Source organism: Streptomyces sp. NPDC051018, assembly GCF_044456085.1.
Taxonomy (GTDB): Bacteria; Actinomycetota; Actinomycetes; order Streptomycetales; family Streptomycetaceae; genus Streptomyces.
Window position 1 is genome coordinate 69,801 of sequence record NZ_JBITFN010000013.1, and the last position, 24,370, is coordinate 94,170.

At 72.8% G+C, this 24,370-nt stretch carries 15 protein-coding genes; 8 read left to right on the top strand and 7 right to left on the bottom strand.

Annotated features, from left to right (window positions below):
• The first annotated feature begins 155 nt into the window (after positions 1-155).
• Positions 156-1,310 (top strand): sulfatase, encoded by a 1,155-nt coding sequence (locus ACIBCM_RS22560; protein ID WP_399245863.1) that lies wholly within the window; start codon positions 156-158, stop codon positions 1,308-1,310.
• Positions 1,307-2,662, top strand: a complete 1,356-nt coding sequence (locus tag ACIBCM_RS22565; protein WP_399245865.1) for an MFS transporter — start codon at positions 1,307-1,309, stop codon at positions 2,660-2,662. Before ACIBCM_RS22560 ends, ACIBCM_RS22565 begins: the two co-directional genes overlap by 4 nt.
• On the opposite strand, the gene ACIBCM_RS22570 is transcribed toward ACIBCM_RS22565, so the two are convergent.
• Positions 2,570-3,568 carry a ParB N-terminal domain-containing protein gene (locus ACIBCM_RS22570; RefSeq protein ID WP_399245867.1) on the bottom strand — a complete coding sequence of 333 codons (999 nt, stop codon included), beginning with the start codon at positions 3,566-3,568 and terminating at the stop codon, positions 2,570-2,572. The two genes, ACIBCM_RS22565 and ACIBCM_RS22570, sit on opposite strands and share 93 nt — an antisense overlap.
• A 381-nt stretch (positions 3,569-3,949) precedes the next feature.
• On the opposite strand from ACIBCM_RS22570, the gene ACIBCM_RS22575 reads away from it, so the two are divergent.
• From ACIBCM_RS22575 to ACIBCM_RS22600, 6 genes are read left to right on the top strand one after another with little or no spacing between them, the layout of a single operon-like run.
• Complete coding sequence (locus ACIBCM_RS22575; protein WP_399246088.1) at positions 3,950-5,629, top strand: non-ribosomal peptide synthetase; 1,680 nt, start codon at positions 3,950-3,952, stop codon at positions 5,627-5,629.
• Positions 5,626-6,894 (top strand): FAD-dependent oxidoreductase, encoded by a 1,269-nt coding sequence (locus ACIBCM_RS22580; RefSeq protein ID WP_399245869.1) that lies wholly within the window; start codon positions 5,626-5,628, stop codon positions 6,892-6,894. Before ACIBCM_RS22575 ends, ACIBCM_RS22580 begins: the two co-directional genes overlap by 4 nt.
• Positions 6,888-7,460, top strand: a complete 573-nt coding sequence (locus ACIBCM_RS22585; RefSeq protein WP_399245871.1) for a DUF6875 domain-containing protein — start codon at positions 6,888-6,890, stop codon at positions 7,458-7,460. Before ACIBCM_RS22580 ends, ACIBCM_RS22585 begins: the two co-directional genes overlap by 7 nt.
• Positions 7,457-14,812, top strand: coding sequence for an amino acid adenylation domain-containing protein (locus ACIBCM_RS22590; RefSeq protein ID WP_399245873.1), 7,356 nt, complete (start codon positions 7,457-7,459; stop codon positions 14,810-14,812). Before ACIBCM_RS22585 ends, ACIBCM_RS22590 begins: the two co-directional genes overlap by 4 nt.
• Positions 14,813-14,814: 2 nt before the next feature.
• Positions 14,815-15,798 (top strand): methyltransferase, encoded by a 984-nt coding sequence (locus tag ACIBCM_RS22595; protein ID WP_399245875.1) that lies wholly within the window; start codon positions 14,815-14,817, stop codon positions 15,796-15,798.
• Positions 15,795-16,922 (top strand): cytochrome P450, encoded by a 1,128-nt coding sequence (locus ACIBCM_RS22600; RefSeq protein WP_399245876.1) that lies wholly within the window; start codon positions 15,795-15,797, stop codon positions 16,920-16,922. Before ACIBCM_RS22595 ends, ACIBCM_RS22600 begins: the two co-directional genes overlap by 4 nt.
• Positions 16,923-17,105: 183 nt before the next feature.
• Here ACIBCM_RS22600 and ACIBCM_RS22605 read toward each other — a convergent pair whose 3' ends face one another.
• The 6 genes from ACIBCM_RS22605 to ACIBCM_RS22630 all read right to left on the bottom strand — a co-directional run bounded on the left by ACIBCM_RS22605 (position 17,106) and on the right by ACIBCM_RS22630 (position 24,360).
• Positions 17,106-18,323, bottom strand: coding sequence for a methyltransferase domain-containing protein (locus ACIBCM_RS22605; RefSeq protein ID WP_399245878.1), 1,218 nt, complete (start codon positions 18,321-18,323; stop codon positions 17,106-17,108).
• 113 nt (positions 18,324-18,436) lie between these two features.
• Positions 18,437-19,435: an NAD-dependent epimerase/dehydratase family protein gene (locus ACIBCM_RS22610; RefSeq protein ID WP_399245880.1), complete on the bottom strand. Its 999-nt coding sequence runs from the start codon at positions 19,433-19,435 to the stop codon at positions 18,437-18,439.
• A complete protein-coding gene (locus tag ACIBCM_RS22615; RefSeq protein ID WP_399245882.1) occupies positions 19,432-20,703 on the bottom strand; it encodes a DegT/DnrJ/EryC1/StrS family aminotransferase in 1,272 nt (423 codons plus the stop codon). Before ACIBCM_RS22615 ends, ACIBCM_RS22610 begins: the two co-directional genes overlap by 4 nt.
• Positions 20,700-21,668 carry a Gfo/Idh/MocA family protein gene (locus ACIBCM_RS22620; RefSeq protein WP_399245884.1) on the bottom strand — a complete coding sequence of 323 codons (969 nt, stop codon included), beginning with the start codon at positions 21,666-21,668 and terminating at the stop codon, positions 20,700-20,702. Before ACIBCM_RS22620 ends, ACIBCM_RS22615 begins: the two co-directional genes overlap by 4 nt.
• Positions 21,668-23,098 (bottom strand): NDP-hexose 2,3-dehydratase family protein, encoded by a 1,431-nt coding sequence (locus tag ACIBCM_RS22625; RefSeq protein WP_399245886.1) that lies wholly within the window; start codon positions 23,096-23,098, stop codon positions 21,668-21,670. Before ACIBCM_RS22625 ends, ACIBCM_RS22620 begins: the two co-directional genes overlap by 1 nt.
• Complete coding sequence (locus ACIBCM_RS22630) at positions 23,095-24,360, bottom strand: nucleotide disphospho-sugar-binding domain-containing protein (RefSeq protein ID WP_399245888.1); 1,266 nt, start codon at positions 24,358-24,360, stop codon at positions 23,095-23,097. The genes ACIBCM_RS22625 and ACIBCM_RS22630 overlap by 4 nt, the downstream gene beginning before the upstream one ends.
• Positions 24,361-24,370 lie beyond the last annotated feature (10 nt).

Consider the following 24,370-nt stretch of genomic DNA (forward strand, 5'->3'; position numbering starts at 1 on the left):
CGTGCTCGTGGACGCCCCGCCAGGTAACTGTAGGGGCGGGATGTGCTGTTCAGCACGGGTGTTCATGCCGCGCTGTTCGGCGATGTCGTACGCGGGGAGCCCGTTGCTAGCCTTCGGGGCCGCTGGCGTCGACAGAGGAATACAGAGGAATCCCGGTGACCACACAGCCGAACATCCTGTTCATCTCCCTGGACACCGTGCGCGCCGACGTGGCCTACTCGGGGAAGTACCCCGGCGTGGAGCGGCTGCGCGCGAGCGGGGTCAGCTTCACTCAGGCGATCTCGTCGTGCCCCCTGACGCCGGTCAGCCACGCCACGGTGTTCACCGGGCTCCAGCCGCCCCGCCACGGGGTCAGGCACCTGTTCCGCGAAGCGCTGGACAAGCGGGTGCCGACGCTGGCGGAGTGCCTGTCGGAGGCCGGGTACACGACCGGCGCGGTGGTGTCCTGCCCCGGCATGAACAAGTGGTACGGGATGGACCGCGGGTTCGGATTCTACGACGACGAGATCCCGCTGCTGCCGGACGGCCGGGACCCGCTGTCGGTCGGCGATGTGAAGCTGCGCGGGCTGGCGCTCAAGCGCGCGCCGCTGGTGGTCGAACGCGCCACCAGCTGGCTCGAGTCGCTGGACGGCACCGGCCCGTTCTTCCTGTTCGCGCACTTCTTCGACGCGCACTGGCCGTACGAGCCGCCGGAGGACGTCGGCGTCGAGGTGGCGAACCCGTACGAAGGCGAGGTCGCCTACACCGACCACTACGTCCAGCTCCTGCTGCGCCGCATCGCCGAGATGGGCCATGACATCGAATCGATGCTGGTGGTGTGTTTCTCCGATCACGGCGAGGACCTGGCCGGGTGGTACCCCAACGACCACGCCGGCGACCTCGGCCACCCGTACGAGGAGGGCCACGGCTGCCTGCTGTTCGACGCGACCCAGCATGTGCCGTTGATCATCAGCGGCCCCGGGGTGCCGGTGGGGATGAGCGTGGACAGCCAGGTGCGGCTGGTCGACATCATGCCGACGGTGCTCGACCATCTCGGGCTGGACCCGCGGTCGTCGGACGGTGCCTCGCTGACCGAGTTCTTCGCGGACGGCACCGGGGCGTCCCGCGAGGCGTACTCGGAGACCTACTTCCCCGAGGAGCGGGCCGCCGCCTCGGACGAGTACCCGGACCTGAAGGCGCTGCACGCGGTGCGGGCGGACGCGCGGAAGGTGATCTGGGAGGCGGACGGGCGGCAGGTGTGGGCCTACGACCTCGCCGCCGATCCCCACGAGCTCGGCGGGCGGGTCCTCGTATCCGATGAGGACGCGTGAGACCGGGGGTGACCTCGGCGCCTCGTTCGGCCCGCCGCGTGCTGATCGCGAGCACGATCGGCACCGCCATCGAGTGGTACGACTTCTATCTGTACGCGACGGCGTCCGCGCTGGTGTTCGGCCCGCTGTTCTTCCCGGGATCGTCCGCCGCCGGCGGTGTGCTCGCGTCGTTCGCCACCTACGCGGCGGGGTTCGTCGCGCGCCCGCTGGGCGGCCTGCTGTTCGGCCACTTCGGCGACCGGGTGGGCCGCAAGTCGATGATGGTGTGGACGCTCCTCGTCATGGGCATCGCCACCTTCGGCGTCGGCCTGCTGCCCACCTATGACACGGCCGGTGTCCTCGCGCCGGTCCTGTTGGTGACGTTGCGCGTCGCGCAGGGCATCGGCATCGGCGGCGAATGGGGAAGCGCGGTGCTGCTCAGCACCGAACACGGCCCGCCCGGACGCCGGGGCTTCTTCAGCAGCTGGCCCGCGATGGGCTTCGCGGTGGCGTTGTTCGGCAGCAACCTGACCTTCGTGCTGATCTCCAAGCTGCCCGAGGAGGACTTCCTGACCTGGGGGTGGCGGCTGCCGTTCCTCGCATCGATCGTTCTGGTCGGCATCGGTATCTGGGTCCGGCTGGGGGTCGAGGAGACACCGGAGTTCATGCGTGCCCGGGCGGAGAACCGCGCCGCCCGGGTGCCGGTGATCATGGTGCTGCGGCGGTGGCCGCGCCGTGTGGTGATCGGCATTCTCGCGTCGCTCGGCACCGGGTCGGTGATCGCGATGTTCACCGTGTTCCTGGTGGCGCACGCGGCCAAGGCCGGGCCCGAGGTGCGGTCGACCGTGCTGACCGGGCTGATCATCGCGGCCCTGGGAGAGTGCGTGACACTGCCGGTGTTCGGCGCGCTGTCCGATCGGTTCGGCCGCCGGCGGGTCATGATCTTCGGCTACGCGGTCGCGGTGGTGGCGCTGGTCCCGGCGGGCGCCTGGCTGTCCTCGGGCGATCCGACGCTGGTCGCCCTGGTGTTCATCCCCGCGCTGACCATCGCGCACGGCGCGATCTACGGTGGTCTGGCGGCGTTCCTGGTGGACCTGTTCCCGACCATGGTGCGGTTCTCCGCGATCGCCGTGACCTACCAGGTGGGCGTCACGATCTCCAGCTTCTGGCCGCTGGTCGCGGTCGCGATCACCGGCGGTTCGTCGTCGCTGCTTCCGGTGGTCGCGCTGTTCGCGGTGGTCGAGATGGCGGCGGCGATCGCCGTGGCGTGCGCGCCGGACTCACGCGCTGACGCGGACCTGGTCGCGGACCCGGCAGGCGAGCGACGACCAGTCGGCCGCGCAGTCCGTGGCGAGGTCGGCAACGACGGGTGACCAGCGCTGGGGGACGGCGGCGGCGAGGCGGTCCCACTGCGCGGCGTCGAGGGTGTTGGCGTCGAGCAGCCGCAGGAGCGCGCGGCCGGTCTCGGAGAACCGCAACGACGGATCGGCGCGCAGCGCGAGCAGGAACCGGCCCCGTTCGGCGCGGGGCGTGCCGCTGGGACCGCGGGTGTCGTTGCCCGCTGCGTTGTTTTCTGTATTTTTCGTGTTTCCCGAGCGGTGTCCGGAGGAAAGGCGATGCCGCGGCGGAACGGGATCCTCACCGCGGCGCATTCTTTCCCGGACATCCCGGGCGGTGCCGACCGATATTCCGGCGATTCGGGCGATCTCCCGCAACGAAAGATCTGGATTGTTCGAAATCGCCCGACTCGCAATCGTGCGTCCATGGGAGGCATCGAGTGGCCGCACTTTCCCGTCCCGGCCGAGGCGGGTGTTCAACTGAGTCATTTCCCCGGTTGAACACTGCCGGATCGCGGCCACCGTCTTGGTGGACAATCCGGCGGTCGACGCGATCAGGCGGTCCGAAAGGTGCGGATGCGACGAGAGGATCCGGGCGGCGGCGGCGGTGCGGTCGGCCAGCGTCAGCGGCAGCCCCTGGCTCACGTTGACGCTCACGGCCAGTATGAACGCGTCCTCCTCGGTGCCGTCGACGAACCGCACACCGATGGTGGCGTCCCCGCGCAGCTTGGCGGCGCGCAGGCGGTGCACACCATCGATCACCTGCATGGTCGGCCGGTGCACGAGGATCGGCGGGAGGTCGTCCGGGCACTGCGCGAGCGCGCTCACGTGGTCGGGACTGGAGCCGGCGACCCGCACCAGACGCGTTTCGTTCACCTGGTCGACCGGCACGAACGTCGGGGGAGTGTCCCTCATTCGCGTACCCAGCGATGTCCCGCTCATCCGAACTCCTCCAGATGGCCAACCCATTTCCGAGCACGACGTGGTCACGCCCGGCAGCGCGTAACTGATCAGGGCTCGGGAAGCGGCTACAAGATACTGGCGAGGTTATGGCGCCGAACAGCCCGGCGGGACGGAATTTCCATGAACAAGTTCTCATCATTGCCATTGCGGTCGGCGCATCGGGTGAGCGCCGGGATAAAAACCTCGTCGAACTCGTTGACACCATCCGCGTTGACACCGATCCGCGTCATGAGACAGAGTTCCCCTCGTTCCCCTAATAGATTTCCGTGGGTCACGGAGTGTGAAACCGCAGTGGACACGCGATTAGATACGGTGAATCTCTCACCGGTGGATACGGTGAATCCCTTGCCGGCCGAGACGATGGTGGGGATGTTCCGGCGCCAGGTCGCCCGGGCCCCCGAGTCGATCGCGGTCGTCGCCGCTGACGGCACGCTCTCCTACGGTGAGCTCGACGCCCGCGCCTCCGCGGTGGCGGGCGCGCTGCGGGACCGTGGGGTCGGGCCGGACGACATCGTCGCCGTCGCGATCCCGCGCGGCGCGGACATGGTGGTGGCCGTCGTCGCCGTGCTCGCCGCGGGGGCCGCGTACCTGCCGGTCGACTCCGCCCAACCGCCGGACCGGGTCGCCGCCGTGCTCGACGACGCCCGTCCCGCCCTGGTGCTGACGCCGGGGGAGCTGCGGGCGCTGGAGGCCGCGGCGGTGTCCGCCGCCCCGGTGGCGGACACCGATCCGGCGTGCGCCGCCTACGTCATCTACACCTCCGGCTCGACCGGAAAGCCCAAGGGCGTGGTCGTTCCCCATGCGGGGATCGCCCATCTCGTCGCGGCGCAACGGGAACGCTTCGGTGCCGGACCGGGTGCCCGGGTGCTGCAGTACGCGTCGGTCGGTTTCGACGTGGCCGTCGCCGACCTGTGCATGGCGCTGCTCACCGGGGCCACGCTCGTTCTCGCGCCGCCCGAGGGCCTTCCGCCCGGCGAACCGTTCGCCCGGTTCGTCGCCGAGCACGGCGTCACCCATGTGTGCATGCCACCGAGCGCGCTCGCCACCCAGCCGGACATGGCGCTGCCCTCGGTCGCCTGCCTGATCGTCGCGGGGGAGGCGCTGGGCCCGGACCTCGTCGCCCGATGGTCCCCCGGCCGCCGGATGATCAATGCCTACGGACCGACCGAGACGACCGCGTGCGCCACCATGAGCGCGCCGCTCACCGGCGGCCCGGTGGTGCCGATCGGGGCGGCGATCCCCGGCACCGGACTGCGGGTGCTGGACGAGAGGTGCGCCCCGGCAGCCGAGGGCGAACTGTACATCGGCGGCGCCGGGGTCGCGCGCGGCTATCTGGGCTGCCCCGGGCCGACCGCGCAGCGGTTCGTCGCCGACCCGTGGGGTCCGCCCGGGTCGCGCATGTTCCGCACCGGCGACCTGGTCCGCGTGCTGCCGAACGGTGACCTGCTGTTCCTCGGCCGGGCCGACGATCAGGTGAAGATCCGCGGCCACCGGGTCGAACCGGCCGAGGTGGAGGCCGCGCTCGGCGCTCACCCGGCGGTGGCGCGGGCGGCGGTCGTCGCCCACTCCGGACCGCTCGGCGCCTACCTGGTGGGCTATGTGGTGCCGCGCGGGGCGAGCGTGCCGGACCTGCGCGCGTACCTCGCCGAGCGGCTGCCGGCCCACCTCGTCCCGGACATGATCGAGGTGGTCGGGCACTTCCCGCTGACCCCCAACGGAAAACTGGACCGGGCCGGGTTCGCCGAGCCGGCGCCGCGGGCGTCGGGCGGGCTCACCGACGACCTCGTCCGGTTGTTCGCCGAGGTGCTGTCGGTGGATCCGGTCGCGCCGGACGACGACTTCTTCGCCCTCGGCGGCACCTCGCTCATGGCCACCGCGCTGGTCAGCCGGATCCGGGTCGAACTGGCCGTGGACGCGTCCGTGGCCACCGTGTTCGACGCCTCCACACCCGCCGATCTCGCCAAAGCCCTGTCCGCGATGGACCCGGTGGCCTCAGGGGCCTCGGTGGCCTCGGGGGACCCAGCCAGGGGCCGGATATGAACGTCGTCATCGTCGGGGCCGGTATGGCCGGAACCATGCTGGCGATCCGGCTGGCCCGCCGCGGCCACCGGGTGGACGTGGTGGAGCGGCGCGGCGACCCGCGCGACACGAGGGGCCCGGAGGCCGCGTCGATCAGCGTCGGGCTGTCCGAACGCGGACGGGCGGCGTTGCGCGACATCGGCCTCCTCAAGGAGGCCCTGGCCACAGCGGTTCCCATGCGCGGGCGGATCGTCCACCACAGTGGCCGGGTCACCTACCAGCCCTACGGAGCGGACGACACCGAGGTGCTGCACTCGGTCCGCCGCCACGACCTCAACATCGCCCTGCTCGACGCCGCCGAATCGGTTCCCCGGGTGCGGCTGTGGTTCGGGCACCGCGTCACCGGCTTGGCCGGCGGCGAGGTGCGGACCCCGGCCCGGACGTTCTCTGCGGATCTCGTCGTGGGCGCGGACGGCGCGTACTCGACCGTACGCGCGCACCTGCACCGCCGGGTGCGCGCCGAGTTCCACCAGACGCACCTGGACTGGGGCTACCGGGAGTTCACCATCCCGGCCGTCGACCGGCCGGAGGCGTTGCACATATGGCCGAGCAGGCGGGGACTGGTGGTGGCACACCCCAACCCGGACGGATCGCTGACCGGCACCGTGTTCCTGCCGTTCGACGGCGACACCGGGTTCTCGGGGCTGCGCGACCCGGCGCGGGCCGGGGCGTTCCTGGCCGAGGAGTTCGGCGATCTGACCGATCTGGTGCCGGACCTGGTCACACAGTTCCTCGCGCACGAGCCGGGCAGCCTGGTGTCGGTGCGCACCGCGCCGTGGCAGCACGACCGCGTCGTCCTCGTCGGCGACGCCGCGCACGCCGTGTTCCCGTTCTACGGCCAGGGGATGAACGCCGCGTTCGAGGACTGCGCGGTGCTCGACGCGTGTCTCGCCGAGCACGCCCCGGGCGAGGCGCTCGCCGCGTTCGAGGCCCGCCGCCGCCCGCACACCGACGTGCTCGCCGAGTTGTCCGCGCGCAACTTCGTGGAGCTGCGCGACCGGGTGCGGTCACCGGTGTTCCTGGCCCGCAAGCGGATCGACTTCGCGCTCGGCCGCCTGGTACCGGGGTGGCGGACGCTGTACGCGATGATCAGCCACAGCAGCCTCCCGTACGGCGACGCGCTCGCCCGGGCCCGCCGCCAGGACCGCCTCCTCGGTGGACTCGCCGGGCTCGGCACGGTCGCGTTGCTCGCTGCGGCGCGGCGGAAGCGGAGCGGGAGATGCTGAGCCACCCGGCGGGTGACATCACACTGTTCGAGCCGGATCACCCGGACCTGCCCGCCGCCGCCGAGGTGGTGCTGGCGTGGGCGCGGTCCTACCTGTGCCGACCGCACCCGGATCTGGGGCGGGGCGGCGACGTCTGCCCGTACACGGCCGTCTCGCTGGAGAGGGGCGGGTTCTTCCTCGCCGTACACCCCGGACGGCCGGACCTGCGGGCGGTGATGACCGCCTACCGCGACTGGTTCCCCGACCTGCCGCCGCGTGAGGGGCCGCAGGCCAGATACCGGACGGTCCTGGTGGTGCTGCCGGACGTCACGCCCGCGGAGATCGACCGCACCCAGCGGGAGCTGAAGCCAGGGTTCGTGGAACGCGGCCTGATGATCGGTGAGTTCCACCCGGGACCGCCGTCCGCGCCCGGGCTGTGGAACGCGGACTTCCGGCCGATGCGCAGCCCGCTGCCCTTGCTGGCGGTGCGGCACATGGTGGCCGCCGACACGCCGTTCCTGCGGGGCGACCCGGAGCATCTGGCGGCGTACCGGCGCCGGTTCGGAGACCGGGGAGCGTACCGATGACCTTCCCGCTCCCGCCCGGGGCCCGGCGGCTGTGGTTCCTCGATGCGATCGCCGATGGCGCACCCCTGCACAACAACCCGGCGATGTTCCGGTTGGCCGGTCCCGTGTCGGTGGACGCGCTCCAGCGCGCGGCGGATCTGGTGGTGGCCCGGCACCCGGCGCTGCGCACCACCTTCGACGAGGACGACGGCGAGCCCGTCGGACGGGTGGGTCCGGTGGGCGCCGCGGATGTCGTGGTGCGGACGGTGCCATCCGCAGACGCAGACGCAGACGCGGCCGCCGAGGCGTTCGCGGCGGGGGCCGCACGGGAGCCGTTCGACCTGCGTACGGGGCCGTTGTTCCGGATCCGTCTGGGCCGGATCACGCCGACCGACCACATACTGGTGATCAATACGCATCACGCGGTCGTCGACGGTATGTCACTGTCGGTGCTGTGCGGGGAGCTCAGCGCCCTGTACGCCGACCCGGCCCGGCCACTGCCGGATCCCGGAGCGCCGCCGGACGTCGTCGGCCACGACCCGTCCCGACGGGTGTCCGAGCTGGACGGTGCGCCGGATCTGCTCACCCTGCCCACCGACCGGCCCCGCCCGAGGATGCGCGCCTTCCGGGGGGAGTTGCGCCGCCACGCCGTCCCCGAGAGTCTCACCGCGCGGGTCGACGCGCTCGCCCGCGCCACGCGCGCCACCCGGTTCGTCGTGCTTCAGGCCGCGTACGCCGCCACGCTGGGCACGACGGCGGGTCAGGACGACGTGGTGGTCGCCACCCTGTGGTCCGGGCGGCCGGGTCCTGAGTTCGCCGGCGTCGTCGGAATGTTTGTGAACCCGGTGCCGTTGCGGGTGGGGATCGGCGGCGATCCGACGTTCCGCGAGCTGGTGGCCCGGGTCCGCCGCGCGGTCGCGGCGGGACTGGGCGGCGCGGACGTCCCGTTCGACCGGATTGTCGAGGCGGTCGGCGCCTCCCGCGACCCGAGCCACGCTCCGCTGTGCCAGGCGCACCTCGTGATGCAGGACCCGCCCGAGGTCGTGCTCCCCGGCGTGCGGGCCGACCGGATGCTGCCGGACACGGGCACGGCCAAGGTCGACCTCACCATGATGGTGGAGTCCGGCGGCGCGGAGATGGCCGTGGTCACCGAGCACGACACGGACCTGTTCGACGGTGCGACGGTCGACGGCCTCGCCGGGCGGCTGCTGGCCTTGCTGGACCGTGCGTGCGCCGACCCCGATCGCCGGTTGTCGGCACTGACCGCATTGACGGCGGAGCCTTCGGTGGTGGCCGCGCCGGTCGCCGGGCCGGGCGGTGCTCCGGCGCCGTCGACCGTGCTGGAGCTGATCCGGTTCGGCGCGGACGGCCTCGCGGTGGGTGAGTTGTCCTACGCCGAACTGGACCGCCGTTCGGCGGCGCTGGCCTCGGTGCTGCGGGCGAAGGGCGCCGGGCCGGAGGCGTGGGTCGCGGTGGACCTGCCGCGCGGCACGGACCTGGTGGTGGCAATCCTCGGGATCTGGCGGGCGGGCGCGGTGTACGTGCCGGTGGAACCGTCGTGGCCCGAGCCGAGGCGCCGGGCCGTCACCGAGGCCGCCCGCGTCGTGCTGACCGAGATCCCGGACCTGCCGGAGGAGTTCGAGCGCGTCGATCCCGGCATCGCACCCGAGTCACTGGCGTACGTGTTCCACACGTCCGGGTCGACCGGCCGCCCGAAGGCGGTGGGCGTGCCGCACCGCGCGGTGGCCGGGATGCTGGCCCGGTCGACGGCGTTGGTGGGGCTGGGCGCCGGGGACGTGGTGGCGGCCGTGATCTCCCCGGCCTTCGACATCTCGGTGTGGGAACTGGTGGGGCCGCTGACGGTGGGCGCCCGGGTGGCGCCGGTACCGCCGGAGATCGTCGTGGACGGTCCCGCGCTGGCGCGGCGTCTGACGGCCGAGGCGGTCACGGTCGTCCAGGTCACCCCGTCGGTGTGGGCGGTGCTGGTGGCGGCCGGGGGCGTGCCGGAGTGCGTGCGGGTCCGGGTGTCGATCGGGGAGGTGCTGACGCCGGAGCTGGCCGGGTCGCTGGGCGGGGCCGAGCTGTGGAACACGTACGGCCCGACCGAGACGACGATCTGGTCGACCGCCGAGCGGGTGCGCCAGGGCAGCCGGTTCGGCATCGGCGGCCCGCTCGACGGCGTGGGCGTGTATCTGCTGAACGCGGGCCTGCGCCCGGTCGACGACGACGTGGTCGGTGAGGTGTACCTGGGTGGTTTCCCGCTGGCGCGCGGCTATCTCGGCGCGCCCGGCCGGACGGCGACGAGGTTCGTCGCCGACCCGTTCTCGCCGGTCCCCGGCGCGCGCATGTACGCGACGGGCGATCTGGCGCGGCGCCGGCCGGGCGGTGTCGTGGAGTTCGTAGGGCGGGTGGACGCGCAGCTCAAGGTGCGTGGTCACCGGGTGGAACCGGCCGAGGTGGAGGCGGCGCTGCGGGCGGATCCGGAGGTCGCCGACGCCCGCGTGGCCGGTGACGGTGACCGCCTGGTGGCCTATGTGATCCCGGCCGCCGGGCGGCCCGGCTGGCGGAGGGTGCGGGAGCGGCTGAGCCGTGTCCTTCCCGCCTATCTGGTGCCGTCGGCGATGGTGTCCGTGGACGCGTTCCCGCTGACCAGCTCCGGAAAGCTGAACGTACGCGCTCTGCCCCCACCGGCGGCGGATGTCGCCGCCGCTGATCCCCACCGGGGTCTGGAGACCGCGATCGCGGAGATCTTCGCGGGCCTGCTGGGTCGCCCGGTGAACCGCGACGACGACTTCTTCCTCTCCGGCGGCCATTCCCTGGCGGCGGTGAAGGCCGTCGCCCAGATCCGGGCGTCGGCCGGCGTGGAGGTGACGATCAGAACCCTGTTGGCCAACCCCACCGTCGCCGCCCTGGCCGCCGCGATCAAGGCGGACCAGGGCAGTCCCGACACTCCGGAGATCCCGGACACCCCAGACACCCCAGACATGCCGGAGCCGGTGCCCGCTCCACCAACACGGCTGTCCGGCCCGCAGCACGGACTGTGGATCATCCACCAGGCGGGCCGGGACGACGGCGCCTACGTCGTGCACGCCGCGTTCCGGTTGGAGGGTGCGCTCGACGAGGCGGACCTGCGCGCCAGGTTCGCCCACACCCTGGCCGCCCATCCCGTTCTGCGATCGGCGGTCGTCGTCCATGACGACACCCCGCGGCTGAGCGCGGAGCCCTACACGGACGAGTTGCGGGCGAGGGCCTGGCGTACCACCGATCTGAGCGCTCACGCGGACCCGTGGCCGGAGGCCGAACGCCTGGCCGCCCGGGACGCCGACCACCCCTTCGACCTGACCCGGCGCCCGTTGGTGCGGGCCCATCTGATCAGAACCGCCCCCACGACCCATCTCCTGACGGTCACCGCTCACCACATCATCTGCGACGACACCTCGATGTCGATCCTGCTGAAGTCCCTGACCTCCGTGGATCCGATCTCCCCGCCTCTGTCCGCTGCCACGGATGTCCAGGGGCCGGGGGCCGCGCCCGGCACGAGGACCGGCGCACCGGGACCACCGGTCCCCGCGCCGGCGGCCGTGGGTCCACAGCAGCGGACCACCGAGTTCTGGGCCGAAGCACTCCGCGACGCCCCGCCTGCCTCCGGACCCCCGCCGGACCACCCGTACGGCACGGCCCCGACCCCCACGACGGGCGGATCGCCGCACCCGGAATCCGGCCCGGACCCGGCCCACCCCCGCCGCATGGGCGCCGTCCCCGGTGCCACCCACCGGTTCACCGTCCCGGCCGGGCTCGCCCGCCGCTTCGCCGCCTGGTGCCGGGGCGAGCGGGCCACCACCTTCGCCGGTCTCCTCGCCGTCTTCGCCATCGTCTCCGCCACCCGGGACGGTGGTGACGACCTCGTCGTCGGCGCCCCGGTCGGCACCCGCCCGACCGGGTGGGACGACGTGATCGGCATGTTCGTCACGACGCTCCCGCTCCGGCTCCGCACGAACCGCCGAGCCACCCCCCGCGACCTGCTCGCCGACGCCGCCGGGGTGGTGGCCGACGCGATGGACCACGCCGACGTCTCCCTGGCCGACATCCTCACCACGGTCCCCACCCCACGGGAGGACCACCCCCTGTTCCGGACCATGCTGGTCCTCAACCGCGAGACGGCCCCCGTCACCTTCACCGGCCTGACCACCACCCCGCTGCCGATCGACCGCGCCACCAGCCGTTTCGACCTCACCCTCCACATCAGGGAACGCGAGGACGACTGGCCCGCCCTCATCGACTACCGCACCGACCGGTACGGGGCGGACACGATCACCGGGATCGCCGACCAGGTGCTGGCGGTCATGGAGGCCGTGGTCCGCCACCCCGGTCTTCCGCTGTCCCACCTGGACCTGTTGTCCCCGGCCGACAGCGCCGTCCACACCGCCCTCGGCACCCGGTCCGATCCAGGCTCCCCCGGTGGACCGGACACGCCGTCCACCGGCCCGGCCGTCCACACCCGACCGGCCGCCACGACGGTGGTGGACCTGATCGCGGCCCAGACCGCCCGGACCCCTGACGCCACCGCCGTCCTCGACCTCGCCGCCACGCCCCTCACCTACCGCGACCTGGACCGGAGATCCTCAGCCGTCGCCCGCCAGCTGCGCGAGGCCGGCATCCGGAGCGAGGACCCGGTCGCGATCACCATCCCGTCCAGCGCCGACGCGATCATCGCGATCCTCGGCGTGCTCAAGGCGGGCGGCTGCTTCATCCCCATCGACCCCGCCCAGCCGCCCTCCCGCCAACACGCCCTGATCACCGCCTGCGGTGCGAAGACCGTCCTGACCCGCGACGCCCTCCGGGCCACCGGCCACCACGAACCCACGCCCATCCACCCGTCCCAGCTCGCCTACGTCGTCCACACCTCCGGCTCCACCGGCGAACCCAAGGGCGTCGAAGTCCAGCACGACACTCTCCTCAACCTCACCACCGCGTTCATCGCCGAACACGGCCTCACCGCCGCGCACCGCCTCCTCATGGTCCCGCCCCCGCACTTCGACGCCGCGTTCGGCGACATCTTCCCGGTGCTCGCGGCCGGGGCCACCCTGGTCATCCACCCCGACCCGGGCAGCCTCACCGGGCGGGACCTCCTCGGGCTCTGCGTCGAGCACCGGCTGTCCGCGGTGGACACGGCGGCTCCCCTCTGGCAGCGCTGGGTGGCCGATCTCGCCGGGGAACGCCTCCCGTTGGAGATCATGATGGTCGGCGGCGACATCGTCCCGGCGGGGACCGTCCGCGCGTGGGCGAAGCACGGCGTTCCCCTCCACAACCACTACGGCCCGACGGAAGCCACCGTCTGCGCGACCAGCCATCGCACCGTCGACGGCCGCGAGCACCCCACCCGGCTGCCGATCGGCCGCCCGCTGCCGAACGTCCGCGTCCACCTCCTCGACCGGGCTCTGCGCCGGGTGCCCGTCGGCGTGGTCGGTGAGGTCTACATCGGAGGGCTGGCGCCCGCCCGGGGGTACCGGGGGAACCCGGCCGCGACCGCCGCGGCGTTCCCGGCCGACCCGTACGGCGCCCACCCAGGCGCCCGTATGTACCGGACCGGCGACCTCGCCCGGCTCAGCCCGCACGGCACACTCGACTTCGTCGGCCGGGCCGACGACCAGATCAAGATCCGCGGCAACCGGGTGGAGCCGGGGGAGGTGGCGGCCGTACTCGCCGCGCACCCGGCCGTCACGGAGGCCGTGGTGGTGGCCAGGGGCGACCGCCTCATCGGCTACGTCGGCGCCCCGGCCCCGACCACACCCACCCCGAACGCACCCGATCCGACCACCCCCGACTCGCGGGCCGCCGTCCCGGACGCTCCCGTCCTGCGCGCCTTCTGCGCCGACCGCCTGCCCGCGCATCTCGTGCCGGACACCGTGGTCGTCCTCGACACCCTTCCCACCACAAGCACCGGCAAGGTCGACAGCACCGCCCTCCCCGAACCCCCCGCCAACCCCGCCGACCACACTGCCCCGGCGGATCCGCCCCGGACCGCCACCGAGCGGGCCGTCGCCGCCATCTGGGCCACCGTTCTCGACCGGTCCGACGTGGAACTGGACCGCACCGCGGACTTCTTCGCCATCGGCGGGCACTCGCTCATCGCCGCCCACGTCCTCGCCGCCGTCCGCGACCGCCTCGGCGTCACCGTGCCGATGCGCACACTGTTCACCGCCTCCACCGTGGCGGCGTTCGCGGCAGCCATCGACGACGGTGGCCCGGCGGACCTGCCCACGGTCGACCGGTTGCGCGCCGACGCCGTCCCCCCGCCCGACATCCGTCTCCGTACCGGCCACCCGCCCGGCGTCCCCCCGGCGGCCACGCCGCGCCGGATCCTGCTCACCGGCGCCACCGGCTTCCTCGGCCGCCATCTCCTCGACCAGCTCCTGGCCCGGACCGACGCCCGGATCCACTGCCTCGTCCGCCAGGGCTCGATCGACCGGCTGCCGGTCACCGACCGCGTGATCCCGGTCCCCGGCGACCTGTCCGCACCCGGCCTCGGTCTGTCCACGGAGGATCACGACACCCTCACGACCGTGGACGCGATCTACCACAACGCCGCCGTACCGCACTTCGCCACGTCCTACCACGCCCTCAAACCCGCCCACATCGACGCCACCGCCGCACTCCTGCGCCTGGCCGGCGACAGCGGCGCCCCGCTGCACCTGATCTCCACCCTCGGCGTCTTCCTCGGTGACGCCTACGTCGGCCGCGTCGTCACCGAGGCCGACGCTCCCACCGACCCGAGCGGCCTCACCAGCGGCTACGACCTCAGCAAATGGGTGGCCGACGCCATGGCCGGCGCCGCCCGCGGCCACGGCCTGTCCGTCTCGATCCACCGCATCGCGGCCATCGTCGGCGACACGGCCACCGGCGCCGCCGACCCGGGCTCCGCGTTCAGCCGCTGGCTCGCCGGATGCGTCGCCGTGGGCGCCGTCCCGGACACCGCCGACGTGCTGGACATGGTGCCCGTGGACACGGTGGCCGCAGCGATCGTCGCGCTCTCACAGGCCCCGGACCACCTCTGCCGGGACCACCACTACCACGGCGACGGCGGCCTCACCCGTGCCGCCGTCGCCGCCGCCCTCACCTCCACCGGTCACCCGGCCGAGGTGGTGCCGTACCACGTATGGCGGGAGCGGATGCTCGCCGATCCGGCCGGGCCCTTCGCCCCGCTCGCCTTCTCCCTGCCCGAACGCCCCCGCCCGCACCCGCGGTTCGACTGCTCCCGCACCTGGGCCGCCGCGGCCGAGGCGGGGGTGGCGTTCCCCCCGGCCAACGAGCGAATGCTGCGCAGGCACCTGGACTTCCTCACCGGTGCCGGCGTGCTTTCCGGAAGTGGATGATCATGCCCTTGTCCGAAGAATCCCCTGGTGTCCCGGCTCCGGTACTGGACCGGCTCGGCGCGGCCGGGTACCGGGCCATGATCGCCGGTGTCCGGCTCGGGGTGTTCACCGCGCTGGAAGCCGGCCCGCTGCCGGTCGAGAAGCTGGCCACCACGATCGGCGGTGACCCGGCCGGGGTGCGCAGCCTGGTGAATGTCCTGGTGACCTTCGGCTACCTGCGGCATGACGACGACCACGACGGGGTCACGATCGCCGCCACGCCCGGTCCGGTCGACGTCGAACTGTTCTGGCACGAGGTGCTGTTCGAGTACTGGGCCGACGTCGAGGACACCATCCGCACCGGCACGCCCCGCCGCGGCTTCTACACCTGGCTGCGCGAGCGCCCCGCCACCGCGGCCCGCCTGCGCCGGATGTTCGCCGCCGCCGCCGCGGACCTGGCCGACGGCATCGCCGCCGCGCTGCCTCCCGCGGCCACCGTCCTGGACATCGGGGGAGGCCACGGCGACCACACCGTCGAACTGTGCCGCCGTCGCCCGGACGTGCGGGCCACCGTCTTCGATCTGCCTGAGACGATCGCCGCCCTCCGCGAAGACGCCCCGCCGGACCGGGTGACGGCGCGGGCGGGCGACTACCTCACCGACGACCTGGGTTCCGGGTACGACCTGGTGCTGCTGTTCAACGTCGTGCACGCCCACCAACCCGAGGAATGCCGCGAGTTGCTCCGGCGCGCGGCGAAATCGCTGTCCCCCACGGGGAGCATCGCCATCCTCGACCAGGACCGGGAACCACCGGCCGGGCTGGGCCCGGCCGCGGGAGGGTTCCTCGGCACGTTCGACCTGACCCTGTGGCAGGGCCAGGGCGGCGGCCTGCACCGCTACGCCGACCTCGCGGCATGGCTGGGCGAGGCCGGGCTCACCGAGACGCGGGTCGTGCCGCTCGCCGCGTCCCCGCTGGAGAAGCTGCTGATCGCCGGCCGGCCGTCGTGACCGCCGACCCGTACCCGGGCTACGCCTGGTTGCGCGAGCACGACCCGGTCTGCCCCGTCGGCGGCCCGCACATCCCGGGCCGGATGTGGCTGGTGACCCGGTACGACGACGTCCGCGCCTGCCTGGCGGACCGCCGCCTGGGCAGCGGCGCCCCGGTCAACCCCGACCCGCACCCGCCCGGTCTGTCCAATCTGGACGAACCCGGACACGCCAGGCTGCGCCGTCTCGTCGCCTCGGCGTTCACCCCCGCCGCGGTGTCCCGCCTGCGCGAACGCACCGCCCGGACCTGCGCGCACGCCGTCGAGTCGTTCGCCGGGCGGGGGCGCGCGGACCTCGTCGCCGAGTACACCCGACAGGTCCCGGTCGCCGTCATGCACGACCTGCTCGGCATCCCGGAAGCCGAGCGCGCACCCGCCGCCGACGTGCTGGACATGTGGTACCGCGCGAAGTTCCAGCAGCCGCGTGACGAGGTGAAACTGGCCGAGGTGCTGGACTACGTCCGGAAGCTGGTGGCCTACAAACGCGCGCACCCGGGGGACGACCTGCCGACGCGGCTGATCGAGTCGGGCGCGCTGACCGGGGACGAGCTGGAGGTGATGGTCATGACGCTGATCGGCGCCGGTCACATCACCACGATCCAGTTCCTCGGTACCACCGTCCTGCGCCTGCTCGCCCACCCCGGCCGGCGAGCCGCCCTGCTCGGCGGCGACATCGACTGGTCCCAGGCGGTCAACGAGCTGCTGCGCCTGGACTCGCCGTCGCATGTGGCGGAGTACCGGTACGCGGTCGAGGACATGACGATCGCGGACGCCCGGGTGGCGGAGGGCGACGTGGTGCTGCTGTCGCTGGCGGCGGCGAACCGCGACCCGGACCGGTTCCCCGACCCCGGCGCCCTGGACCTCACCCGGGACGCCCGCCCGCACCTGGCGTTCGGCCACGGCACGCACACCTGCCTGGGCAGCCATCTGGTGAAGCTGGAGACGGAGATCGCGATCACCACGTTGTTCGGCCGCCTGCCGGACCTGACCCTGGACATCCCGGGCGAGGAGGTCGACTGGGGCTACGCCCCGACGTTCCGCGGCCCCCAGGCCCTCCCGGTCACCTTCACCCCCGTGAGCCGATGACCTCACCGCCGGTATCGGGCTCCGGTGGCACAAGGGAAGGCAGAGCTCATGGCGCGACGCCCCAGGTCCACGAAGCCCGCCGCCGGCGAACGGCTCCGCGAACACGTCCGGGAACGGCTCTCCGGGACGGGTCCGAACACACCGGGCGACCTGTGAGGACCCCGGGCGACGGCGCCGGACCGCTCAGACGACGCGGACGTCGGGCGCGTAGAGGATCCACCGGCCGCCCGCGGCTCTGAACTCCTGCTCCTTCGCCATGATCTCCTCCGCGTGGTTCCAGGCGAAGAGCACCGCGTAGTCCGGGTACGGCGAGGCGAAGGACTCCGGCGGGCGGATCGGGATGTGGGCACCAGGCGTCACCCGGTGCTGCTTCTCCCGCGTGGAGTCGCAGACGAAGGACACCAGATCGGGCCCGATACCGCAGTAGTTGGTGACCGTCGCGCTCTTGCACGTCGCCCCGTAGCCCAGCACGCGCTTGCCCTGCTCCCTCAAGTCCACGAGCAGCGAGATGAGTTCCCGGCAGTTGGACTCGATCTTCGCGGCGAAGCTCTCGTACGTGGACCACTCGGCGAGCTTGAGTTCGCGCTCGGCGGCCAGCAGCCGGGGCACGGACTCCCGTGGGGTGCGCTCACCCGCCCGGGCCGTCGTGTACCGCATGGTGCCGCCGTGGACCGGGAGATGCTCGACATCCACCAGGTCGAAGCCGTAGGTCTCGGCCATGGCCTGCACCGAGCGCACCGAGAACAGGTAGAAGTGCTCGTCGTAGATCTGGTCGAAGTAGGTGTGGTGGACGATGTCGCCGAGGTAGCGGTCCTCGAAGACGAAGACACCGCCCTCGGCGAGCAGAGCGCGCACACCCGCGAAGACCGAGTCGGCGTACGCGATGTGGCTGATCGTGTTGGCGGAGAAGACGAGCCGCGCGGCTCCCTCCGTCTCCCGGATCCGGTGCCCGGTCGACTCCTCGAAGAATCCCACGTGCACCCGGCTTCCCCCGGCTCCGGCCACCCGCGCCGCGTCCTCGGCGGGATCCACCCCCAGATGCCGTACGCCCGCCGCCCGGACCGAGCCGAGCATGATGCCGTCGTTGCAGCCGATCTCCACGTAGAACGGATCGTCCCCGCGCAGTTCCGTCTCCAGATAGTGCAGGGCGGTCGCCTCGAAGTGGCGGCGCATCAGCGCGGAACCCGAGGACCGGTAGGGGTAGTCGGCGGGGAACATACGGTCCCGCGACACCTCCTGCGACTGCTGCACCATCGTGCAGGTGTCGCAGAACCCGACGGCGAGACGGTAGAAGTGCTCCGTGCCGATCTCCTCGGGCCGGGGGAACACGTCCGACACCGGCTGGCGCCCGAAGTCGAAGAACTCCCGTACCGGGCCACCGCATATACGGCAATGTGACATGTCAGGCAGCTTTCTGTCGAGGGTCCGGACCTCGGCCGGTCCCTGTCCGATGTGGTGAGTTCGATCCGTCGCCGACGGGAGGTGCGTACGCGCCGGAACGCATATGACCGCCCTCACACGGGCGCCGCCCCGTGCTTCCGGTACCAGTCGGCGGTCTGCCGCAGTCCCTCCCGCAGTCCGCGCGGCCGGAAGTCGGTCACCTCGCCCATCTTCCGCAGGTCGAAGGTGCGATGGGACCGTCCGCCCGACCGGCCGCGGTCGAAGGTGATCCGCTCCGGGCGGCCCAGCGCGGCGCAGACCAGCCGCGCCAGCCGGACCGGTGTGACCGTCTCCGCGCTGCCCATGTTCACGGTGTGGTGGGTGCCCCGCTCGACCATCTGGATCGTCGCCTCGACCAGATCGGTGACGTACAGATACGTGCGGGTCTGGCTGCCGTCGCCCCAGATCTCGATGGCCTCGCCCGCCGCGGCCCTGGCGAACATGCGCGGCACCACCCGGGCGGTGTCCGCCCCGAAGTCGTCCCGCGGACCGTAGACGCTGGTGAGCCGGGGACAGAAGATGTTCATCCCGTGCTCCTCGCGGTACGTCCCGGCGAGGATCTCCGCGAAGTTCTTCGACAGGTAGTAGCCGTCCGGGGCGTAGGGCAGGGACGTACGGAAGTCGTCCTCCTCGCGGGTGGGCCGCTCGGTCGCCCTGAGGTAGACCTCGCCGGAGCTGAGCAGCACGGTGTCGCGGACGCCGTGCCGCAGGGCACAGCCGAGCACGTTCGACACCGTGCGCACATTCGCGTCGAGGACCGTGGCAGGACGGGCCCGCCGGTACACGAGGTCGCCGGTGAGGGCGGCGCAGTGGACCAGGGTCGCCGTGCCGCCGGGTGTGCCGGCGAGGACGCCGTTCAGCGCCGCCTCGTCGACCAGGTCGAGCCGGACGGTCCGCAGCCGGTCCGAGACGGGCAGCTGGGACAGCACCCCGCGGTTGTCCCGCCGGTACAGGCCGACGACGTACGCGCCCCGGGCCAGGAGCGCCTCGACGAAGTGCGAGCCGATGAAGCCGGCGGCGCCCGTGACCACCACGGTCCGCCCGGACCACCGTCCGGCCGGTGACCCGGTCATGCGGCGTCCCCGGCCCGGACCGGGCGGCGGGCCTCGACCGAGGCACGGAACTCGGTCGCGACCCGGAGGACGTCCGCGTTGTCGAGCCCCTGGTGCAGGGGCAGCAGAAGGGTGGTGTCGGAGGCGTGCTCGCCGCCCGGCAGGAACTGGTCGCAGGGCCCGTACGCGGGCACGCGGTGCAGCGGCGGATAGCGGAAGGTGGTGTAGATGCCGCGCTCCAGCAGGTCGGAGGCGACGGCGTCCCGTACGCCGGGGGCCAGCTGCACCCAGTAGAAGTAGGGGGAGGAGGTGTGCCCCGCGGGCGGGGAGGGAGGCAGCCGTACGCCGTCGAGCCCCGCCAGCAGCCGGTCGTAGGCCGCCGAGATCGCCCGGCGCCGGGCCAGGAATCCGTCCAGCCTGCGCAGTTGCACGCTGCCGATCGCCGCGGTGAGGTCGTTGCCCACCACGCGCCGGCCGAAGTCCCGCACGTCGAGCTCCCACCAGCGCACCGGCACCCGGGCCCCGGGCCCGTGGACACCGGACCCGAGCGGAGCGGACGCCTCCGTCTCCATGGCCTCTGCCGTCTCCGCGGCCGTGGCGTCCTTCGTTCCGGCGGCCCGGGCGCTCTGTGCCGCGCTCAGGCCGCTGACATGGGTCAGGCCGTGGTACGCCAGACGGCGGGCCCGGGCGGCCAGCTCCGGGTCGGCGACGTAGAGCATGCCGCCGTCTCCGGTGGACAGCAGCTTCATCGCGTCGAAGCTCCACACGGACAGCGCGCCGAAGGTGCCGCACGCCCGGCCGCCGGCCCGGGAGGCGACCGAACACGCACTGTCCTCGATCAGCGGTACGCCCCGCTCCTCGCACAGCCGCGCGATCGCGGCTATGTCCCCGGGATGTCCTCCGTAGTGCAGCACCAGCACGGCCCGGGTGCGGTCGGTCAGCATCCGTTCGACGTGCTCCGCGGTCGGGTTGAGGGTGTGCGGGTCCACATCGCAGAAGACCGGACGGGCGCCGGTCGCGGCCACGGCGTTGCCGGCCGAGACGAAACTGATCGTGGGCATCACCACCTCGTCCCCCGGCCCGAGCCCCAGCAGCTCCGTACTGAGGTAGAGACCCGCCGTCCCGGACGAGATGAAGATCAACTGCTCCGCCGGCACCCCGAGATGCGCCGCGAACTCCGCTTCGAAGCGCCCGGTGCGGGGCCCGTGACCGAGCCAGTTGTCGGCGAACACCTCCGCCACGGCACTCAGTTCCTCCTGGCCCAGGCTCGGCTGGAACACATTGATCACATCGGCCTCCGTGATGAGGTCAGGCGGATGTCCCGCAGGAGCACCGCCTCGTCGAGGACTACGGGGTCGGGGCCGCGGCCCGTGCGGACGGCGGCGGTGAAGGCCGCCAGAGCGGCGGCCACCTGGTCGTGCGCCGCGAGGTCCAGGACGCGTTCGCCCGAGCCGTCCGCCAGAAGGATCCGCGGACGGTGTCCGGCGGGCGGCGTGAAGGCACGGTCGACCGTGAGGCGGCCCGTACTGCCGTGCAGCACGTACTGGGAGCGGTAGGGGCGGTCCAGACCGAAGGAGAGCTCGGCCGTGACCCCGCCCGGGCCGGCCAGCACGGCCCCGCCCCCCATGTCCACCCCGTGGACGGGGGAGTGGGTGAGTTCGGCGGTCACCACGGTCAGGGGTCCGCCCAGCAGGTGCAGCGCAGCCCGTACCGGGTAGACACCGACGTCGAACAGGGCACCGCCACCCAGGTCCGGGCGGTGCCGGATGTCGTCCTCCGGCAGGGGCGGCACCTCGAAAGCGGCGTGCAGCGAGCGCGGTTCGCCGATCGCGCCGTCGGCCACGAGACGGCGTACGGTCTCGTGCTGCGGATGGTGGACGAACATCACGTTCTCGGCCAGGACCAGACCCCGGACGCGGGCCAGTGCGAGCAGCTCACCGGTCCGTCCGGCGTCGGTGGTCAGCGGCTTCTCGCACAGGACGTGCTTCCCCGCCCGCAGCGCGGCCTCGGTCCACCGGGCGTGCAGCGCCGCCGGCAGCGGCACGTACACCGCGTCGACGTCGCCACGGTCCAGCAGGGCCGGGTAGTCGTACTCCGGGGCGCACCCGTACTCGGCGGCCCAGGAGTCCGCGGTCGCCGGGCGGCGCGAGGCGAGAGCCGTGACGGTGATCCCGGGGTCGGCGGCCATGGCCGGCAGCATCCGGCGCCGGGCGATGCCGGCGCAGCCGAGGACTCCGAACCGTACGGTGTCCATCAGTCCTGCCTCAGCGAACTGTTGAGGCAGGCGAGCAGGGTGCGGGCCTGCACATTGACGTAGTGACCGTGGCGCACCAGGGCGGTGAGCTGACCGGGTGTGACCCAGCGGAAGTTCTCGGGGGCGCTCAGCGGCGCCTCCTCCTCCGTCGCCTCGACGACCAGGCAGCGGGTCGCGGCGCGCAGGAACCGGCCGCCCTCCTCACTGTGGTGCGCCTCGTAGACGATCCGGTCCGGGCCGGCCCCCAGCACCAGGTCCAGGAAGGGCGGCGGTGTGTCGTGGTTGCCGGGTGTGCACTGGAGGGTGGGGCCCAGTTCCACTGTGTCCCGGCAGCCGGCCTCCTGCGCGGCCCGGACCAGCAGATGCGGTACTCCGCCGAATCGGCGCAGCACGAAGGCCGTCACACCCGTGCCCACCGGCGCGAACAGCGGCTGCGTCCAGTGTCCGACCTCCCGGTTGTCCGCCCGGACGTCGACGGCCACCACCTGGAACCAGCGGCCTTCCCGGTGTTCGATCCGGTCGGCCAGACGGCGCCAGTCACATACCGATGCCAGCGGCATCCGTTCGGCCCGCAGCCCGGGCGCGGAGCGCAGCCCGGTGAGCCAGGAGACCAGTTCCACGTCCCGGTGCAGGGCGTCCGGGTGCGGGTCGGCGAAGGGCAGGCAGGACAGCACCGTGCGGGCGTCCATGTTCACCACGTGGTCACGGGCCAGCAGTGCGTGGATCTGACCGAGCGTCAGCCAGCGGAAGTCGTCGTGCTCCGGCACGTCCTCCTGCACCTCTACCACCAGGTTGCGGTTGGCCTTGTGGTGGAACCAGGAGCCGTGCTCGGACTGGAGCACGTCGGCGATCACCCTCCCCCGTCCCGAGTCGGTGAAGAACTCGACGTACCGCACGCCACCGCCCCGGTGCACCTTGGTGAAGTTGCTGCGGGTGGCCTGCACGGTCGGGGAGAGCTGTAGGGGGCCGATGTTCCCCGGCTCCATCTTGGCCTGTAGCAGGAAGTGCCACACACCGGCGATCTCCCGGCACAGCAGCCCGAGGATCCCCACCTCCGGCTGGACGATCACCGGCTGCTGCCACCGCCCGCCGCGCCCGCCGTCGGTGGTGTCCGCGCCGGTGCCGTCGGGGCCGGTGGACACCGCCAGCCCCTCGACGGCGAAGAAGCGTCCGCTGCGGTGCACGAGGTTGCCGGTGGTCTCCTCGAACGCCCAGCCCTGAAGGGCGTCGAAGGGGATCCGCCGCACCCGGAAGCTGTGCGCCCGCGCCCGCTCGCGGAGCCAGTCCGGGATCTCCGCCGTCGCGATGTGCGCACCCTCCCGGGCGGCGGCGGACCGGGCGAGCCGCTCCGCGACGGACGGGTCCAGGCGCGGCCGGGGAGCGGCCCCCGGCGGGACACCGTACGGTACGGCCGTCACGGCGGCGCTCATCGCCGGTGCCGTACGGTCAGTTCCTCCAGGACCGGCACCAGTTCGGCGGGCCCCGGTGCCTCCCGCGCCTCCTTGGCCAGCAGTTCCGCGCCGTCCCCGAAGGACGGCTCCGTGAGGATCCGCTCCAGCCGTTCGCACAGCGAGCTCAGCCCGAACTCCGCGATGTCCAGGGAGAGTCCGGCGCCCTTCTCCGTCACGTACCGGGCCACCTCGCCCTCCGACCAGAACGGCACCGGAGTGACCAGCTGCGGAACGCGATGTGCCACGGCCGCGGCGTACGTGCCCGCACCCCCGTGGTGGACCAGCGCGGCACACGTGGGCAGCAACTGGTTGAGCGGCATGTAGTCGACCACCCGCACACCCTCGGGAAGGTCCCCCACGGGCCCGGGCTGCCCCGGATGCCCGGTCGCCACGACCTCGGCGCCCAGCCCGGCGACGGCCGCGACCACGTCGTGGAAGGAGACGCCCGTCTCCTCGAAGAGCTGCCGGCCCCTGCCGCCCACCCCGAGCGACAGGGCGACCCGGGGCCCGCGCGGCGGCTCGTCCAGCCAGGCGGGCGTGCCCGCACCGCCGTTGAACGGCACCCAGCGCATCGGCACGTAGTGCGCCGGGGCCGGCAGCCGCATGCCGCTCGGGGTCGGGTCCACGCTCCACTGGCCGAGGAGCAGTTCCTCCTGGAACTTCAGACCGTACGGCTCCAGCATCGGCCGCATCAGGCTCTCCACCGGGTCCCGGCGCGGCCGGGCCGCCCGGCCGCCGGCGGCTCCCGCACGCTGCTCCAGCTGTTTGCCGCGCAGCCAGCCGATGTTGTCGTGGCCCCACAACAGGCGCGCCTGCGCGGCTCCCGTCACCTCGGCGGCCACCGCCGCGGGCACGCACAGCGGATCCCACAGCACCAGGTCCGGTTTCCAGCGGCGGGCGAGGTCCACCAGGTCGGGGAGGACGGGACGGTAGCCCGAGAGCATCGCGGTGTAGTGCATCCACAGGGCCTGGAGCCGGCCCGGCCCCGCTGTGAGGTCCAGCGCCATGGAACCGCTCAGCCTGGGCAGCCTGCTCGGGTCCGGGTTCGCCGCGACGATCTCCGAGAGGTGCTCGCGGGTGCCGACGGCCACCGCGGTCAGCCCGGCGTCCGTGGCAAGGGACAGCGCGTCCCGGTGCAGGGCGACCCGGACGTCGTGCCCGGCGTTGTGCAGGGCCCAGGCCAGCGGTACGACCCCGTGCATATGGGAGGTGTGGGGAAAGACGACGAACAGTACGCGCACTGCGTGCTCC